A 16,979-nucleotide genomic window follows, 5' to 3' on the forward strand; every position below is an offset into this window, starting at 1 on the left:
TCATAGGCTTTTTACCGATTGGTCGCCATAGAGCCATAAATATTATTCCGGCAATAAAATAAACCTCATCCAAACGACAAACAGTTAATAATGCTGTTTGTTTTTCTTTTTATGCATTACAATAGAATGGAAATTCTAAATATTGTGAAGGTGATTCAATGGATTCAAAACTAATTTTAATCGAGGGTCTTCCTGGTTCAGGAAAATCCACTACTGCAAGATTAGTTCATGAAATTTTGATGCAAAAGGGTATCGAGTCAGAGCTATTCTGCGAAGGTGATCTGGATCATCCGGCAGATTATGAGAGCGTCGCCTTTTTTGAGAATGACGAGTGGCATCGTTTGCTGGAAGAATACAGATCATTTAAAGACCAAATTATCGAAAAAAGCTATCCGGAAGGTAAAGGCTATTTATTGCCGTATAAAAAGCTTGGACCTGATATTCCAAACACATTTTATGAGAAAGCATTTAAAAATGATATCTATGAGCTTCCTTTGGATCAAAATATGAAACTTATAATCAAGAATTGGGAACGATTTTCCAATCGAGCTGCCAGCAGCAAAAAAGTACATATTTTTGAATGCTGTTTTATACAGAATCCTGTAACAGTCGGTATGATTAAATATGGAGCTCCAATTACAAAGATTCTGAATTATGTATTAGCATTGGAAAATTCGGTGAAAAAGCTGAATCCGATTTTAATTTATATCAGTCAGGATAACCTTGACTTTTCGTTCAAGAAAGCCTTAAAAGAACGGCCGCAATCCTGGTCTGAAGGTTTTATCCATTATTATACCGATCAAGGATATGGAAAGAAAAATCATTTAAGCGGGGCAGATGGCACTATAAAGGTTCTTAAAGCAAGGAGACAGGCTGAAGAGGAAATCTTGAAGGAGCTGTCTATCCGAAAGACTGTAATCAATAACTCTGAATATGATAAGCATTCACATAAAGCCGCTTTGGAGAATTTGCTGATCAATCACCCCGCAAAGAAAGGAAATAATTAAATGCCATATCAGGATCATTGTCCTTTTTGCAGTCCGCAAAAGGACCCTCTCCAAAATATCATTTTTGAAAACAGCACTTGTTATTTTCTTCAGCACGATAAAGAACAGGATGTATTGGAGGGCTGCGGGGTCATAGTGCCAAAAGCGCATCATTCCGATGCTTTTCACCTAACGGAGGAAGAGTGGAAAGATACATATGAACTTCTGCAAAAAGCTAAAGATTATTTAGATAAAAAGTATGCACCAGATGGATACACTCTTGGCTGGAATGTGGGGGAAGCTTCAAATCAATCCATTCTTCACAGCCATCTGCACATCATACCCAGATATAATGATGAACCACACGCAGGAAAAGGGCTCAGGCATTGGCTGAAGCAGCCCGATAATAGTAGGAGATTTCTGAAAAGCTGAAAAAACACACAGCGGGACTGTGTGTTTTTAAATTACTGTATTTTCGGCGGATTGCTCTTGACTTCAAGAACATCCAGCATAAATACAAACACTGGTATACCGACGATTAATCCCCAAACACCGAAGAAATGTTCAGAGAAAATCAGGACAATAAAGGTATAAAAGACAGGCAAATCCGTTTTGGAAGACATAAGCTTCGGATTTAAAATATACGCTTCAATGGCGTGGATCACCATAATGACAAGTACTATATAAAATACTTGGATGAATCCGCCGAGAGAATAGGCGATTGTACATAGCGGGACAAGCGAAATAATGACACCTGCTACAGGAATTAATCCCAGCAGGAAAATCAGAATTGATAATCCCATTAGCTGAGGAAAGTCCATGATCCATAATGCAAGTGTTGTCAGGATGCAATTGACTGTGGCAATGACAAACTGCGCCTCGATTACTTTCCCGAATGTTTGCACAAATTTACTTCCGAAATACTCGATTTCATTATAAAAGTCAGCGATTTTGCTGTGTTTAAATTTCAAGGTAAATTCGATAAGTTTCGGTTTTTCAAGCAGGAAAAACAAACTTAGTATTAAAGAAAGCAATACCTGGATGGCAATATGACTAATATCGGAAAAATATTGAAGCAGGAACGCAAAGCCCTGTTCAAGATATTTCGTAATTTCATTTGTTTCGAGCATTTGAACAATATATGTAATTACAATATTGTCATGTTTTTGGGTGTAAAAGCTTTCAACCTGTTTAAACAACTGTGAAATTTCAGATACAATTAAAGGGAGGTACTTGATAATCCCTATAGAAAGCAGGCCGATGATTCCCATATAAAGGGTTATAACTGTCAGTTTCCTATTCAGTTTAAACCTCGAAAGTACAAGCTTCACAAGCCTATCCATCAAAAATGAAAATATAAATGTTATCAGTATTAAATTAATCATGCTCCTCAGCAGGTAAAGAGCAAGGACAATTATTCCAAAAATAATGAATCGTTTTATGCCGTTATTATTTAAAAATGACTTAATCGTTTCCAATTTCATTCCTCCACACTGTTTTAAGTTTCTTTAAATTTCACTAAATGCGGAGATAATTACTCTGGAACATATATGGAATCATGTATTCATTACTTCTGTGAATTGCACGGGAATGTATCGCCTGAAAATGGGTCCGGTCTTCTTTATAATAGGTCAGCTTCGCCGTTAATTTTACTGAAGCTGCTAATGTGCTGCTCAATGCAGGGCATTTTAGGGCAGGTGAATCAATAACAATGGCATGACCCTGCAGTTGTACATTGAAATCAATCGGCTCCTTGCTTTGCTGCACAGATGAAGACAAACCGGATACAAGCAGGAAAATGCTTAAAAATATGTGTGCCAACTTGTTCATCCTTTTATTATCAATATATTTACTATTTTATAATACTTTATCATTTAATTATATATCTATTTACAGTCGAAATGGAAAAATTCATTACGGAGAAAGGATGATGATAGTTGGATAGGAAATATGCTGCCATTACCGGCTGTTCCAGCGGGTTTGGAACCTTAATGGCCATTGAGCTGGCAAAGAATGATTTTCAAGTTATTGCAACAATGAGAAAAATGAATAGAAGCAAAATATTAATGGAGAAAGCTAGACGAGAGGGAGTTCATGAGCAGATATCCATTCACGAATTGGATGTCACCTCACCCTCATCCATTGAAAGCTTTAAAAACCTGCTCCTCCGATTGCCTTCAATTGATGTTTTAATCAATAATGCAGGCTATGCAGGGGCAGGATTTGCGGAAGAAATACCGCTGGACGAGTATAGAAATCAATTTGAGACAAATGTTTTTGGAACGTTTGCAGTAACACAGGCGGTTCTGCCATTTATGCGGAAACAAAGAACAGGAACCATTTTAAATGTAAGTTCCATCAGCGGAAAAATCGGGTTTCCAGGCTTATCGCCATATGCCGCATCAAAATTTGCTGTAGAAGGGTGGAGTGAATCACTTAGGCTTGAAATGAAACCGTTTGGCGTAAATGTTGTGATGATTGAGCCAGGATCTTTCAGGACTGGCATCTGGACAACAGGGAAAAAGATAGCGGAACCATCATTGAAGAAAGACTCACCTTATTATCCATATATGACAAAAATTCAAAATTACCTTGATAAAGGCGAGCCCTTTTATGAAGATCCGCTAATCGTTGCGAAAAAAGCAGTGAGCATTCTTAAGGAAAAAGAACCTGCACTCAGGTACCCAGTAGGAAAGGGTGTACGCACAAGAATACGCCTGAAAAACCTTCTGAACTGGAAAAGCTGGGAGAAAATCGTATTAAAAACTCTCTACAAAGACTAATTAATTACAATGCCCAAACCCGGAACTTTTTTGGTTTTACCATGCAGGACCTCCTTTTTTTTTATAACGAATAGAATGATATAAAGTTTCAAAAGTTTCCTTTTTTCATTCTTTTTTCTTAAGTCCCCAATCTCTGATTAATTTTCATGCATCTAGAGAAAATAAGAAAACCAATCTTTGATCATCTGGGGGAGATGGAATGAAAAAGGGAATGAAAAAGTACTTAATCACGCTGTTATTATTCATAGCCCTGCTGATTGTCTGGAACCAGACGGAAGCTGAAGTATCCGGACCGCCAACCATCCATCTGCGCCTGATGGAAACCACTGATTTGCATGGAAACATGATGAGTTATGATTACGAAGACCGCAAGAAAACAGTGGAGTTTGGGCTTTCAAGAACGGCCAGCTTGATTAAGCAGGCAAGAAATGAGTCTCCTAACTCCCTTCTATTTGATAATGGGGACATTCTTGAAGGCAACGGACTCGATGAGTATGCCTATAGAAGCCATCCGCTTGACATGGCTAATGTCCATCCTGTTTTTAAAGCAATGAATACTTTGCTTTATGATGCTGCGACAGTGGGAAATCATGAATTTAATTACGGAATTGATTTTATGGAAGAGAGCCTCAGGGGAGCAAACTTTCCTTATGTCAATGCCAATATATATATTGAAGACAGCAATCAGCTCGATGAGGATGATCTGAATTATTTTAATCCCTACACCATCATAGAGAAAGAAGTGACAGATACAGCCGGGGTGAAGCATAAGCTGAAAGTTGGAGTCATCGGCTTTATCACACCAATTGTTGCGGAATGGAATAAAGAGTATTTTCGCGGAAACCTTAAAGTGAAAAATATAAAGGAAACTGCCGAGCATTTTATTCCTATTATGAAAAGTAAAGGGGCAGATATCATTGTTGCTCTTGCACATACCGGTCTCCAATCCGATAAAGGGCTGGATGAAAAAAAGGGCAATTCAGTTCATGCCCTCAGCAAAGTTAAAGGATTAGATGCCATTCTATTCGGGCACAGCCATTCTGTTTTTCCTGTCAAAGATGAACTGCAGAAGCTGCCTGGAATTGACTTAAAGGCTGGTACCATTAACGGAACAGCTGCTGTCCAAGCTGGATACTGGGGCAATCATCTTGGTCTCATCGATTTGAAAATTGTCTTTCAGGATAGCGAATGGAAAGTTAAAAGCAGTCTTTCGTCGATCAGGCCCGTTTACCGGACAATCAATAAAAAAAGCAGGGAAGCCATCCCCGCAGACCCATTAATTGAACAGATTATGAAAAAGGATCATAATGATGCCCTGAATTATTTGAAAAATAAAAAGTAAAAGGCGCCCATTGGACGCCTTTTTCTTATAAAACCGAAAACTCCTCATTTTTCAAATCAGTAATAAACATATGTCCCGGAGCATGTGTAATCATAATCTCCGGCTTCACATGCATGGCAACTGCCTGAGGAGTTACACCGCAGGCCCAGAAAACTGGTACTTCCCCATCCTTAATGGTTACATTGTCGCCAAAATCAGGGCGCTGAATATTGTTAATGCCGATTGCTTCAGGATTTCCGATATGGACAGGGGCCCCATGGACAGATGGGAAGCGGCTTGTCACCTGTACAGCTCTAATGGCTTCTTTCTCTGTCATCGGACGCATACTCACTACCATTGGCCCTTCAAACCGGCCTGCACCCACACACCCAATATTTGTTTTATACATCGGGACATTCCGATTTTCCTCAATATGGCGTATAGGGATATTATTTTTAAGCAAAGCGTCTTCGAACGTAAAACTGCATCCGATCAGGAATGCTACCATATCATCATTCCAATAAGATGTTATGTCTGAAAGTTCCTCGGCGAGCTCTCCGTTTTTATATACCCTGTATTTTGGCAGGTCGGTTCTAATATCAGCATTTGGAGCTGACAGCATTGGCACCGGTGAACCTGGTTCAGTCACATCAATGATTGGACAGGATTTAGGATTACGCTGGCAGAAGAGCAGAAATTCAAAGGCCAGTTCCTTTGGCAATATAGCCAGATTAGCCTGAATATAGCCATTAGCCATTCCTGCAGTTGGATTATCCCAGCTCTTGACACGGATTAATTTGCGAGCCTCATCGGGATTCAATTGAGAAGGGGAGTTCATGTAAAAATCTCCTTTCGTGTTTATTTAAATAGCTCAGGGATTCCATTGATTAATGAGTACCCCCCCATGTAAGACATGGCAATCACGATAATGACTCCGAAAATCGTCATCCAAAGCGGATGTTTATAATCGCCGACAATTTTGGTTCTATAGGCAGCAATCAGCATTACTCCTAATGCAATTGGCAGGATAAGCCCGTTTAATGAACCAACTAAAACCAGGATTTTCACCGGTTTGCCAATCAAAACAAAAACAAATGTAGAAATGGCGATAAAACCGACAATTACCCATTTATGATACTTCTCGACAGCAGGGCTCAATGTCCGAATGAATGAGACCGATGTATAGGCTGCACCGACAACAGAAGTAATGGCAGCTGCCCACATAACTACTCCAAACATCTTATATCCAATATTGCCCGCCGCCAGCTGGAAGACAGAAGCAGGAGGGTTGGATGGATCGAGTGTCAACCCTTGTGAAATCACACCCAACGCGGCAAGGAAAAGAAAGATACGCATAATAGAGGCAATTCCGATTGCACTGATAGAGCTCTTTGTGACTTCCGGCAGTGATTCTTTTCCTTTGACACCTGCATCAATTAAGCGATGGCCTCCAGCAAAAGTGATGTAACCTCCAACTGTTCCGCCGACAAGCGTAATAATGGCAAGGATATCAATTTTATCCGGCACGAACGTTTTGACAACAGCTTCACCAACAGGAGGCTGGGCCGTAAACATTACGTAAAGAGTTAATCCAATCATGACAAAACCTAAAATCTGTGTGAAGCGGTCCATTAATCTGCCCGCTTCTTTTACAAGAAAGATGCCGATTGCCAAAATTCCGCTTAAAAGGGCGCCCATTTCAGGGGATATGCCGAAAATAACATTTGTACCTAACCCGGCACCAGCAATATTCCCGATATTAAAAGCAAGACCGCCCATGATAATCAGGGCAGCAAGGAAATGACCCAGACCCGGAAGAACTTCATTGGCAATATCCTGTGCACGCTTTTCTGAAACGGCGATAATTCTCCAGATATTCATCTGTGCACCAATATCAATAATAATAGAAATTAAAATAACAAATCCAAAACTCGCAAGCAGGGTTTCTGTAAATACTGTCGTTTGTGTCAGGAAGCCTGGTCCAATGGCAGAAGTGGCCATAAGGAATGCGGCACCAAGCAGTATACTGGCATTTGATTGCTTTTTCATTCAATTTCCCCCAATTATTCTATTTGTGGTTATCATTCTTGCTTCTTTTACCTTGCATCAGCACTATCTGTACTGATTGAGTGCCATTCGCGCTTAATTAGTCAGCTTCAACGGAACTATTCCGGACGAAAAGTGCCACTGGCGCTTGCTTATCCCTAAGCATCCATAAAGGGGCACCAATTTTTCATTATCTCCATGAATTCCGATTTTATTTCAAAAAATCGCTGATTTTTGCTATCTGGATACCTGCTTCGTTCAGTGCCTTAGGAATATATTGGGCAAATTCAAGTGCGCTTTCCCCATCACCATGGATGCATATCGTATTGGCCTCTATGGAAACGTCAGTGCCCTGGACAGAATTAACTTTCCCTTCCTTGACCATGCGGATTACCTGATTTACAGCGTCGCTGTGATCTGTAATAAGGGCATTGCTTTCCCTTCTTGAAGTAAGTGATCCATCCTCCTGGTAGCTACGGTCTGAGAACACTTCATTTGCAGAGCGGAGTCCAATTTTCCTGCCGGCTTTTACTAATTCGCTTCCTGAGAGCCCGAACAGAATCAGTTCAGGATCCACTTTATAAACAGCTTCTGCGATTGCTTCTGATAAAGGCGCGCTTTTGGAGGCCATGTTGAATAATGCACCGTGCGGTTTTACATGCTGAAGCTTTCCGCCTTCTGATTTCACAAAAGCATACAAAGCGCCAATTTGATACACCACTAAGTCATAAGCTTCCTGAGGGGTTATGCTCATATCCCTTCGTCCGAATCCATGCAGATCCTGGAGTCCCGGATGGACACCCAGGCCAACATTCTTCTCAAGTGCCATCTTAACTGTTTTTCGCATGGTCGCAGGGTCGCCGGCATGAAAGCCGCATGCAATATTGGCAGAAGTAATATGTTCAAGAATTTCCTCATCGCGCCCCATCTTGTAAGAGCCAAAGCTTTCTCCCATATCACAATTGATGTCTACAATGTGCATCTTAATTTCCTCCTCTGGTTTTTAAAAAAATCCCTTGCTTTAATTCCTTTAATTTCATTTCTCTATTAATTAATAACTGCTGTGCCTGTTTATTTGATATTTCTGCAAAACTTAGGGTGTCTCCGGGTTTGGCCTGCGCCAGAAGCGGAAGATCGACCGCAGCAACCTGTCCAATTTTTGGGTAACCCCCAGTTGTTTGCCTGTCAGCCAGCAATACAATCGGATTTCCATCCGGAGGAACTTGAATGGAACCAAAATTTACGGCCTCAGATATTTGTTCAGCATGTTCTGATAGCGCAAGGGCAGGGCCTTTCAGTCTATACCCCATCCTGTCCGATTGTGCGGTCACTTCAAAGGCATGATTTAAAAGCTGAACCTTGCTTTCATTAGAAAATAAATCAAATTGGCGGCCCCTGGTTATTCTGATTTCAGGATTTGCCGCTGTGTCCGGTATGAGATCTGATGCAATACCCCAGTCGTTTTCAGCAAAAGTCCTATCAAGGCTCTGTTTTGTCAAATACTCCGTCATTTTCAATGACTGGAGTGAAGGTTTGCCGGTTTCCAGCAGATCCCCTGATTTTAATGCTCTGCCCTTATAACCGCCGATACCTGCACGCAGATATGTAGATTTGCTGTTCATTACTTCAGGTACGGCAAATCCGCCCGCAGCAGCCAGATAAGCTCGGCACCCTTTATGACAGCCGCCGAATTTAAGTTCACTGCCTTTTTTTACAAAAACAGATCTCCATGTCCGAACAGGCTTGCCATTGATGGAAGGGGAAAGGTCCCCGCCGCAAATCGAAATTAATATATCATCTTCAAATGTAAGTATTGGACCCATCATCGTTATTTCTAATACAGGATCATTTTCTTCGTTTCCAGCGAGCAGATTGGCCATCCGATGCGAAAAAGGGTCCATTGCCCCGCTGGCAATCACGCCAAACTTTTGATAGCCGGTTCTTCCCAAGTCCTGAATGCTTGAAAGGAGTCCGGGCTTTACAACTTTAATCATTGTTCCGTCTCCTCCCAATGGTTGTATTCTTCCAGACTGATTGGCTTGAATTTGATTTTGTCGCCTGCTTTCAAGAGGGTAGGGGATTCTTCCATCGGCCGAAACAATTTAACAGGAGTACGTCCAATCAGCTGCCAGCCGCCTGGAGTTTCAATGGGGTAAATCCCTGTCTGCATCCCGGCAATTCCTACTGTGCGCTCGGGAATCTTTAAACGCGGCGAATCCCTTCTTGGTGCGGCAATTTGTTCTGACATCCCGCCAATAAAAGGAAATCCTGGTGCAAATCCAATCATATAGACCAGGTAACTGCCTGAAGAGTGAATTTCAATTACTTCTTCAGGGGTAATCCCATTATGCTCCGCAACAAAATCAAGATCCGGCCCAAATTCTCCACCATAGCATACCGGGATTTCAACAATTTGAGGTTTCGATGCATCAGTTTCCGTCAGCTCTTCAATAAGCGGTTTTATTAGTGAACACACGAAATCAAACGGGAGCTGGCCATTTGAAAGCTGATAGGCTTCAAATGGATTGTAAAAAATGGTTACAGTTGTATAAGCAGGTATGTATTCAACCATCCATTCAGGTGGATGTTTTTCGAGAAAGGCAGTCAGTGACTGAACTTTCTGATGTGTTCCCTGGCTGATTTCTTTCCCAAGCTCAATAAGAACGGCATCATCCCCCAATGGGTGTAAAGTGTATCTCATGATTTCACCAGCTTTCGAAGTAAATTTCTTGTCCTGAGGAACAAAATATTATTCGGTAATAATAAATATTCATTTTCGTTCAAAAGAAATACATTCATTATTCTTTCCTAAAAAAAGGTAAAGTCATGTATTTTAACGCTAGAACGAAAAAATTTATTAGTAAAGTTATATATTTATGCAAAGTCCTCAGCTAAAGAATATAATATTATATAATAGATTGAAAATTCTATTTGTGCAAATTATTCTTTTAGCAGGCGAACCAATATCTTCAAAGTTTATTTTGTCCGTTATTTTGGGAATAAAGGAGGTACATTACCATTTAGGGAGAGATCATATTGGAAGCAGATATAGAAATGAACTTATCAGCAAGATTTGAGGCTGCCTTTAACCGTATTCACAAGGCCTTAAAACAATCTGCTAAAAACGCCAGAACAGATAGATTTTATAAACTTATAGAAATTCAGAAAAATCATTCCCTGATTCGATTATATGAAGATGATTTGCATCAGTTTGCCAAGCTGCGGAATGCCATTGTTCATGAAAAAATAGACCTTGATTATTATATTGCTGAGCCTCATCTCGAGACGGTAGAGAAGATTGAAAAAATTGCCGGCCATTTTGAAAAGCCAAAAACCGCACTCTCCATAGCTGCAACTCCAGTTTTTTATTTTTATGAAGATGGCAAGCTAACGGATGTACTGGCCATAATCAACAAATTCTCACACTCCCAATTCCCGATTTACTCGAGAAAAGAGGAATATTCCTGGCTATTAACTTCGGCAGATATCGTGAAATGGATGGCAGAGCACTTTACAGAAGAAACAATCCAGTTGAAAAAGGTGAGAATTAAAGAGCTTTTCAACAAGAAATCAAAGCATCAAATCTCGTTTGCCGGCAAAGATGCGTCTATCTTTGAATTAGAGGATATGTTTGAGGACTGCCGAAATAAAAATGAAAAGCTTGAAGGGATCATTGTTACCGAGAATGGAATGCCGACTGAAAAACCAAAAGGCATCATAACAGCCTGGGACCTCCTGGAAGCCGATTCCGAAAATTAAAACGCAAAAAAGGTGCACTGAACAGCTGCACCTTTTTTGTGGAAGTCTTTTGAATAATAAAACTTTTTGCTGTATAAATTAAAACCTTCTAAAAAGCCAACAAAGATGATAATATAAACTGATAGTTCAATAGCAAAATCCGTGTACACGGTAGAGGTTCTAGCTACCCTCTTTAAAAAACTAAGGAAAACGGGTCTGCTTTCTTAGTGGTCCTGTTTTTCTATTTAAAGGAGAATTTTTATATGAAAAATGATAAAGCGCTCGTTGTGTTCAGCGGCGGTCAGGATAGTACAACTTGCTTATTCTGGGCAAAGGAACGTTTTGCAGAAGTGGAAGCAGTCACTTTTAATTATAATCAGCGTCATAAGCTGGAGATAGAATGTGCACAGCAAATAGCAAAAGAGCTGGGGATCAGGCACCATATTCTAGATATGTCCCTATTGAATCAGCTGGCACCAAATGCACTGACCCGAGATGAGATTGAAGTAAAGAATGGAGAGGAAGGCGAGCTTCCATCCACATTTGTGCCTGGGAGAAACCTTTTATTCCTGTCATTTGCTGGTGTGCTGGCCAGTCAGATAAATGCAAAGCATATTATAACCGGGGTGTGCGAAACAGATTTCAGCGGCTACCCTGATTGCAGAGATATTTTTATAAAATCATTGAATGTCACACTTAATCTATCAATGGATGAACAGTTTGTGATCCATACGCCCTTAATGTGGCTCAACAAAGCAGAGACATGGAAGCTGGCGGACGAATTAAATGCCCTTGATTATGTGCGAGAAAAAACGCTGACATGCTATAACGGAATTCCGGCTGATGGCTGCGGTGAGTGTCCTGCATGCCATTTAAGGAAAAATGGCCTTGAAGAATACCTCAAGGAAAAGGAGGAACTTTAAGCCATGTACGGTTTCAGGATTGTTGATAAACTGCAGAAGATTAATGAGGATATTAAACCCGATCAGCTGAAATACCATCATAAGCGTGTAATGGTCAGCAAGGAATTCACTTTTGATTCAGCCCATCATCTGCATTGCTATGAAGGCAAATGCAAAAACCTGCATGGGCACACCTACAAGGTGATTTTTGGCATAAGCGGATTTGTGGATAACAGAGGGTTAATAATTGATTTCGGCGACATTAAAGAAATCTGGAAAAACGAAATTGAAATATTCCTCGACCACAAGTATCTGAATGAAACGCTGCCGCCAATGAATACGACGGCAGAGAATATGGTTGTCTGGATTTATGAAAAAATGACAGAAAGCCTCCAAAACAGAAATGACCAATATATCGGTGCAAGAGTCGAATTTGTGCGCCTTTTTGAAACCCCTACAAGCTATGCAGAAGCAAGAAGGGAGTGGATGGAGGTTGAGTAAAATCCCTGTTCTTGAAATTTTTGGACCGACCATTCAGGGGGAAGGAATGGTGATCGGCCAGAAAACGATGTTCATCCGTACAGCAGGATGTGATTATTCATGCAGCTGGTGTGATTCCTCCTTTACCTGGGATGGAAGTGCAAAAGACAGTATCCGTCAAATGGAAACGGATGAAATCTGGAAGGAGCTCAAAGAGCTGGGCGGGGATGGATTTTCATTTGTGACCATTTCGGGAGGCAACCCAGCTTTATTAAAAAATTTGAATGAACTCATTTCTTTGCTGAAAGCAGAAAAAATTAAGGTCTGCCTGGAAACACAGGGCAGCCGATGGCAGGATTGGTTTTATGAAATTGATGAACTGACCCTTTCCCCAAAACCTCCTAGCTCAGGCATGAATACAGACTATGATGTGCTCGATTATATCGTGAATAATCTTCAGATCAAAAGAAAGGCTGACCAGCAGTTCTCACTGAAGATTGTTGTTTTTGATGATAAGGATTATGAATATGCTAAAAACGTTCATAAGCGCTATCCCGGTGTTCCGTTTTATCTGCAGGTGGGAAATGATGACACTGTTACAGCAGACGACCGCAATTTATTGCAGAGACTGCTTAATAAATATGATTGGCTCATTGAAAAAACGATACATGACAGTGATCTAACAGATGTTAAAGTACTTCCGCAGCTGCATACATATGTATGGGGCAATAAGCGGGGAGTGTAGTATCTGATAATCCCGCACCAATGGGTGCGGGATTTTTTTGTTAAGGATGTTCAGCAATTTATGACAGATTCCGATAATTTTATGATATTATACGTTTGAACTTAACAATACATAAGTGCTGTAAATTTCTATAGATAGGGAGAGTTAGATGACAGATAACACCATTATTCGATTTAATTCCGTAACAAAAAGATATGATAATGATCCGCCAGTTTTAAAGGATGTCAGCTTTGAAATTGAACGCGGGAAGTTCTATACCCTTTTAGGGCCATCGGGCTGCGGGAAAACAACCATATTGCGATTGATTGCCGGCTTTACTGAGCCTTCCGAAGGGGACATTTTTTTTAATGGGGGAATCATAAATAATGTTCCAGCCAACAAAAGGCAAGTAAACACTGTTTTTCAGGATTACGCTCTATTTCCGCATCTGAATGTGTATGAAAATATTGCATTCGGCTTAAAAATCAAAAAAATGAAGAAAGCGGATATCGAGAGGAAAGTAAAGGAAGCGCTAAAATTTGTGAACCTTGAAGGCTACGAAAATCGTGAAATTAAAGAAATGTCAGGGGGACAGCGCCAGCGTGTTGCCATCGCCCGTGCCATTGTAAATGAACCAGAAGTCATTCTCCTGGATGAACCTTTATCCGCACTTGACCTAAAGCTCCGGACCGAAATGCAATACGAGCTGAGGGAACTGCAGAGAAATCTTGGCATTACTTTTATTTTTGTCACACATGACCAGGAAGAAGCATTGGCCATGTCAGATGAAATTTTCGTACTTAACAGCGGAAGCATCGAGCAAAGCGGAACTCCTACTGATATTTATGACGAGCCGATCAATCGCTTTGTAGCAGATTTCATTGGGGAATCCAATATTGTTGCTGGAACGATGATTAAAGATTATCAGGTACAGTTTGCCGGAAAGTTATTTGAGTGTGTTGATGGCGGCTTTGAGTCAAATGAAGATGTGGAGATCGTCATCCGTCCTGAAGACCTGGCTATTACCGCACCGGAAGATGGGAAACTGAAGGTACAAGTTGACTCCCAGCTCTTTAGGGGAGTCCATTATGAAATCAGCTGCTATGACAGCGATGGCAATGAGTGGCTGGTCCATTCAACCAAAAAGGCGACAGTCGGGGCTCAAATTGGCCTTCATTTCGACCCCGAAGCTATACACGTCATGAGGCATGGGGAAACAGAAGAGGAATTTGATAAGCGTCTTGAAGCATATGAAGAGGGAAGCCATGAGAACTAATTCCCGCAACTTTTATTTAATTCCTTATGTCCTTTGGATTGCCCTCTTTGTTGTAGCGCCATTGCTTCTGGTTCTGTATTATTCGTTTTTTGATATTGAAGGGCACTTCACTTTGGAGAATTATAGAAAGTTCTTTACACCCGTTTATTTAAAAATGACCCTTAGCTCCTTTTGGTATGCCTTTTTAATTACGTTATTTTCATTGCTGATCGCTTATCCGACGGCCTATTTGCTTACTAAGACGAAACATAAGCAGCTGTGGCTCTTATTAATTATCCTGCCATCGTGGATTAATTTGCTTTTGAAAGCCTATGCTTTCCTGGGCATCTTTGGAACATATGGTGCAGCGAATAGCTTTTTGGATGCGATGGGAATAGGGGGCAGGCAAATTCTGTTCACTGATTTCAGCTTTATCTTTGTGTCGGTATACATCTTTCTTCCTTTCATGATTTTGCCGATATTTAATTCTTTGGATGAACTGAATCCAACCCTTCTTGATGCCAGCAATGATTTAGGCGGGTCTTCCTGGGTAACATTTAAACGCGTTATTTTTCCTTTGACACTTGATGGCGTGAAAGCGGGATGCCAGATAGTCTTTATCCCTGCACTGTCATTATTCATGCTGACAAGGCTGATTGCAGGAAACCGTGTCATCACTCTTGGAACAGCCATTGAACAGCATTTCCTTGTGACACAGGACTGGGGAATGGGCTCGACCATTGCTGTCTTCCTGATTATTGCAATGGTATTCATTATGGTGCTGACAGGCAGAAGAAAGCGGGGGATTCTATAATGAAAATGAACAGGAAATGGCCTGCGATTTATTTGGCTCTTATCTTTATCATCCTGTACGCCCCGATCTTTTACTTGATATTTTATTCATTCAACATCGGAGGGACCATGTATCAATTCGAAGGTTTCACCTTGGATTGGTATCGGGAGCTGTTTGCTGATACCCGATTACTCATCATAGTCCTTAACACCGTTATTATTGCCCTTTTATCTGCAGCGATTTCGACCATTATTGGAGTGGCTGGAGCACTTGCCATTGCTTATGCTAGAAAACGCAGAGTGAAAAACACACTCCTATCACTGAATAATGTGCTGATTGTCAGTCCGGATGTCATAATAGGCGCCTCGTTTTTGATTCTGTTTACAATGATCGGGCTTAAGCTTGGATTTGTATCTGTTTTGCTTGCGCACATAGCCTTTAGTGTTCCAATTGTCGTGCTGATGGTTTTGCCTAAAATAGAAGAAATGAGCACGTCCATGATTTATGCAGCCATGGATCTTGGGGCAAGCAGGTTTAATGTGCTGACTAAAGTCATTCTCCCTTATATTACTCCTGGAATTATCGCTGGCTTTTTTATGGCCCTGACGTATTCCCTGGATGATTTTGCGGTAACTTTCTTTGTTACAGGCAACGGCTTTACCACTTTGTCTGTTGAGATTTATTCACTGGCAAGAAGGGGAGTTTCTTTAAATATCAATGCTTTATCTGCTTTGCTTTTCCTATTTACAATCATTCTGGTTACAGGCTATTACTTTATTACAAAACGAAATGAGAAGCCGAATGGAATGGGGGTAAGGCAATGAAGAAGCTTGTCCAGGCGCTCGCTGCCGTTTTAATTGTTTCATTTGCCTTATTGTACATCGTTTCAGGGCTGAATTCCTCCCAGGGCTACACAAGCGGCAATACTTTGACCATTTTTAACTGGGGCGACTATATAGATGCAGACTTGGTGGAAAAGTTCGAACAGGAAACAGGCATAAAAGTCATCTATGAGACATTCGATTCTAATGAAGCAATGATGACGAAAATTGAACAGGGCGGCACAGCCTATGATATTGCAGTTCCATCTGAATATGCGATAGAAAAAATGAAAGAAGAAGACCTGCTTTTGCCGGTCGACCATTCGAAAATTCCGAATCTGAAATATATTGATCAGCGTTTCATGGACCTGCCTTTTGATCCCGGGAATGAATATTCGATTCCCTATTTCTGGGGCACAGTTGGAATCCTTTATAACACCGATATTTTAGGAGATAAAAAAATCACAAGCTGGAATGACTTATGGGACCCTGAATTTAAGAACCAGATCCTGCTGATTGATGGGGCAAGGGAAGTAATGGGCATGGGTCTCAACAGTCTCCATTATTCGCTGAATGACAAAAATAGAGACCATTTGATCGAAGCCAAAGAAAAACTTGATAGTCTTACTCCTAACATTAAAGCCATTGTCGGTGATGAAATCAGAATGCTGATGGAAAATGATGAAGCCGGCATAGGGGTGGTCTGGTCCGGCACGGCACAGGAGCTCATGTGGGAGAAGGATAATTTGGAATATGTACTTCCCGAAGAAGGCTCCAATCTTTGGTTTGATAATATGGTTATCCCTAAGACTGCCAAAAACCCAGAAGCGGCCCACCAGTTCATGAATTTCATTCTTGACCCGGAAAATGCGGCACAAAATACAGAATACGTTGGATATTCAACGCCGAATAAAGAAGCGCTGAAATATATGGATGAAGAAACAATCTCAGATGAACGATTCTATCCGGATGAAGAAATGACAGCTCGGCTGGAGGTTTATGAGAACCTGGGAAAAAGGATGCTTGCTTATTATAACGAGCTTTTCCTTGAGTTTAAAATGCATAAAAAATAAAGTGCTGCCAGGGTCAATTCCTGGCAGTTTTTGCATTGGAACTGTTTTAAAGATTCA

General features: G+C 40.9%; 19 protein-coding genes and 1 riboswitch. Of the genes, 12 read left to right on the forward strand and 7 right to left on the reverse strand.

The genetic code is table 11. The features are described 5' to 3' along the window. Positions 1-158: 158 nt before the first annotated feature. Both QUF73_04660 and QUF73_04665 read left to right on the forward strand, forming a co-directional pair. On the forward strand, positions 159-1,007 hold the full coding sequence (locus tag QUF73_04660) for a hypothetical protein (protein ID MDM5225494.1): 849 nt from the start codon (positions 159-161) through the stop codon (positions 1,005-1,007). Next, complete coding sequence (locus QUF73_04665) at positions 1,008-1,418, forward strand: HIT family protein (GenBank protein ID MDM5225495.1); 411 nt, start codon at positions 1,008-1,010, stop codon at positions 1,416-1,418. Between the two features lie 32 nt (positions 1,419-1,450). On the opposite strand, the gene QUF73_04670 is transcribed toward QUF73_04665, so the two are convergent. Further along, on the reverse strand, positions 1,451-2,464 hold the full coding sequence (locus QUF73_04670; protein MDM5225496.1) for an AI-2E family transporter: 1,014 nt from the start codon (positions 2,462-2,464) through the stop codon (positions 1,451-1,453). 40 nt (positions 2,465-2,504) lie between these two features. Beyond that, positions 2,505-2,816: a hypothetical protein gene (locus QUF73_04675; GenBank protein ID MDM5225497.1), complete on the reverse strand. Its 312-nt coding sequence runs from the start codon at positions 2,814-2,816 to the stop codon at positions 2,505-2,507. Between the two features lie 107 nt (positions 2,817-2,923). Between QUF73_04675 and QUF73_04680 the strand changes: the two genes are divergently transcribed. Both QUF73_04680 and QUF73_04685 read left to right on the forward strand, forming a co-directional pair. Beyond that, on the forward strand, positions 2,924-3,769 hold the full coding sequence (locus tag QUF73_04680; GenBank protein ID MDM5225498.1) for an SDR family oxidoreductase: 846 nt from the start codon (positions 2,924-2,926) through the stop codon (positions 3,767-3,769). 199 nt (positions 3,770-3,968) lie between these two features. After that, positions 3,969-5,111 carry a metallophosphoesterase gene (locus tag QUF73_04685; GenBank protein MDM5225499.1) on the forward strand — a complete coding sequence of 381 codons (1,143 nt, stop codon included), beginning with the start codon at positions 3,969-3,971 and terminating at the stop codon, positions 5,109-5,111. A 25-nt stretch (positions 5,112-5,136) separates the two neighbouring features. Here QUF73_04685 and QUF73_04690 read toward each other — a convergent pair whose 3' ends face one another. The 5 genes from QUF73_04690 to pxpB all read right to left on the reverse strand — a co-directional run bounded on the left by QUF73_04690 (position 5,137) and on the right by pxpB (position 9,837). Further along, positions 5,137-5,928, reverse strand: coding sequence for a putative hydro-lyase (locus QUF73_04690; GenBank protein MDM5225500.1), 792 nt, complete (start codon positions 5,926-5,928; stop codon positions 5,137-5,139). A gap of 20 nt (positions 5,929-5,948) precedes the next feature. Then, on the reverse strand, positions 5,949-7,139 hold the full coding sequence (locus QUF73_04695) for a divalent metal cation transporter (GenBank protein MDM5225501.1): 1,191 nt from the start codon (positions 7,137-7,139) through the stop codon (positions 5,949-5,951). A gap of 208 nt (positions 7,140-7,347) precedes the next feature. Further along, positions 7,348-8,118 (reverse strand): 5-oxoprolinase subunit PxpA, encoded by a 771-nt coding sequence (locus tag QUF73_04700; protein ID MDM5225502.1) that lies wholly within the window; start codon positions 8,116-8,118, stop codon positions 7,348-7,350. Position 8,119: 1 nt separating this feature from the next. Further along, the gene (locus QUF73_04705) at positions 8,120-9,130 is read right to left on the reverse strand and encodes a biotin-dependent carboxyltransferase family protein (GenBank protein ID MDM5225503.1); all 1,011 of its coding nucleotides are present in this window, start codon (positions 9,128-9,130) and stop codon (positions 8,120-8,122) included. Then, complete coding sequence (pxpB, locus tag QUF73_04710; protein ID MDM5225504.1) at positions 9,127-9,837, reverse strand: 5-oxoprolinase subunit PxpB; 711 nt, start codon at positions 9,835-9,837, stop codon at positions 9,127-9,129. The genes QUF73_04705 and pxpB overlap by 4 nt, the downstream gene beginning before the upstream one ends. Before the next feature lie 335 nt (positions 9,838-10,172). Between pxpB and QUF73_04715 the strand changes: the two genes are divergently transcribed. From QUF73_04715 to QUF73_04750, 8 genes are all read left to right on the forward strand, one after another. Continuing rightward, positions 10,173-10,895 carry a CBS domain-containing protein gene (locus QUF73_04715; GenBank protein MDM5225505.1) on the forward strand — a complete coding sequence of 241 codons (723 nt, stop codon included), beginning with the start codon at positions 10,173-10,175 and terminating at the stop codon, positions 10,893-10,895. 147 nt (positions 10,896-11,042) lie between these two features. Beyond that, a riboswitch (PreQ1 riboswitch) is annotated at positions 11,043-11,085 on the forward strand. Between the two features lie 52 nt (positions 11,086-11,137). After that, on the forward strand, positions 11,138-11,797 hold the full coding sequence (gene queC, locus QUF73_04720) for a 7-cyano-7-deazaguanine synthase QueC (protein ID MDM5225506.1): 660 nt from the start codon (positions 11,138-11,140) through the stop codon (positions 11,795-11,797). A gap of 3 nt (positions 11,798-11,800) precedes the next feature. Continuing rightward, positions 11,801-12,277: a 6-carboxytetrahydropterin synthase QueD gene (gene queD, locus QUF73_04725; GenBank protein MDM5225507.1), complete on the forward strand. Its 477-nt coding sequence runs from the start codon at positions 11,801-11,803 to the stop codon at positions 12,275-12,277. Further along, positions 12,270-13,001, forward strand: a complete 732-nt coding sequence (queE, locus tag QUF73_04730) for a 7-carboxy-7-deazaguanine synthase QueE (GenBank protein ID MDM5225508.1) — start codon at positions 12,270-12,272, stop codon at positions 12,999-13,001. Before queD ends, queE begins: the two co-directional genes overlap by 8 nt. Positions 13,002-13,149: 148 nt before the next feature. Next, positions 13,150-14,256, forward strand: coding sequence for an ABC transporter ATP-binding protein (locus QUF73_04735; protein ID MDM5225509.1), 1,107 nt, complete (start codon positions 13,150-13,152; stop codon positions 14,254-14,256). Then, on the forward strand, positions 14,246-15,049 hold the full coding sequence (locus QUF73_04740; GenBank protein MDM5225510.1) for an ABC transporter permease: 804 nt from the start codon (positions 14,246-14,248) through the stop codon (positions 15,047-15,049). The genes QUF73_04735 and QUF73_04740 overlap by 11 nt, the downstream gene beginning before the upstream one ends. Next, positions 15,049-15,852 carry an ABC transporter permease gene (locus QUF73_04745; protein MDM5225511.1) on the forward strand — a complete coding sequence of 268 codons (804 nt, stop codon included), beginning with the start codon at positions 15,049-15,051 and terminating at the stop codon, positions 15,850-15,852. The genes QUF73_04740 and QUF73_04745 overlap by 1 nt, the downstream gene beginning before the upstream one ends. Next, positions 15,849-16,922, forward strand: a complete 1,074-nt coding sequence (locus tag QUF73_04750) for an ABC transporter substrate-binding protein (protein MDM5225512.1) — start codon at positions 15,849-15,851, stop codon at positions 16,920-16,922. Before QUF73_04745 ends, QUF73_04750 begins: the two co-directional genes overlap by 4 nt. Positions 16,923-16,979 lie beyond the last annotated feature (57 nt).

It is taken from the genome of Cytobacillus sp. NJ13 (genome assembly GCA_030348385.1).
GTDB lineage: Bacteria > Bacillota > Bacilli > Bacillales > Cytobacillaceae > Cytobacillus.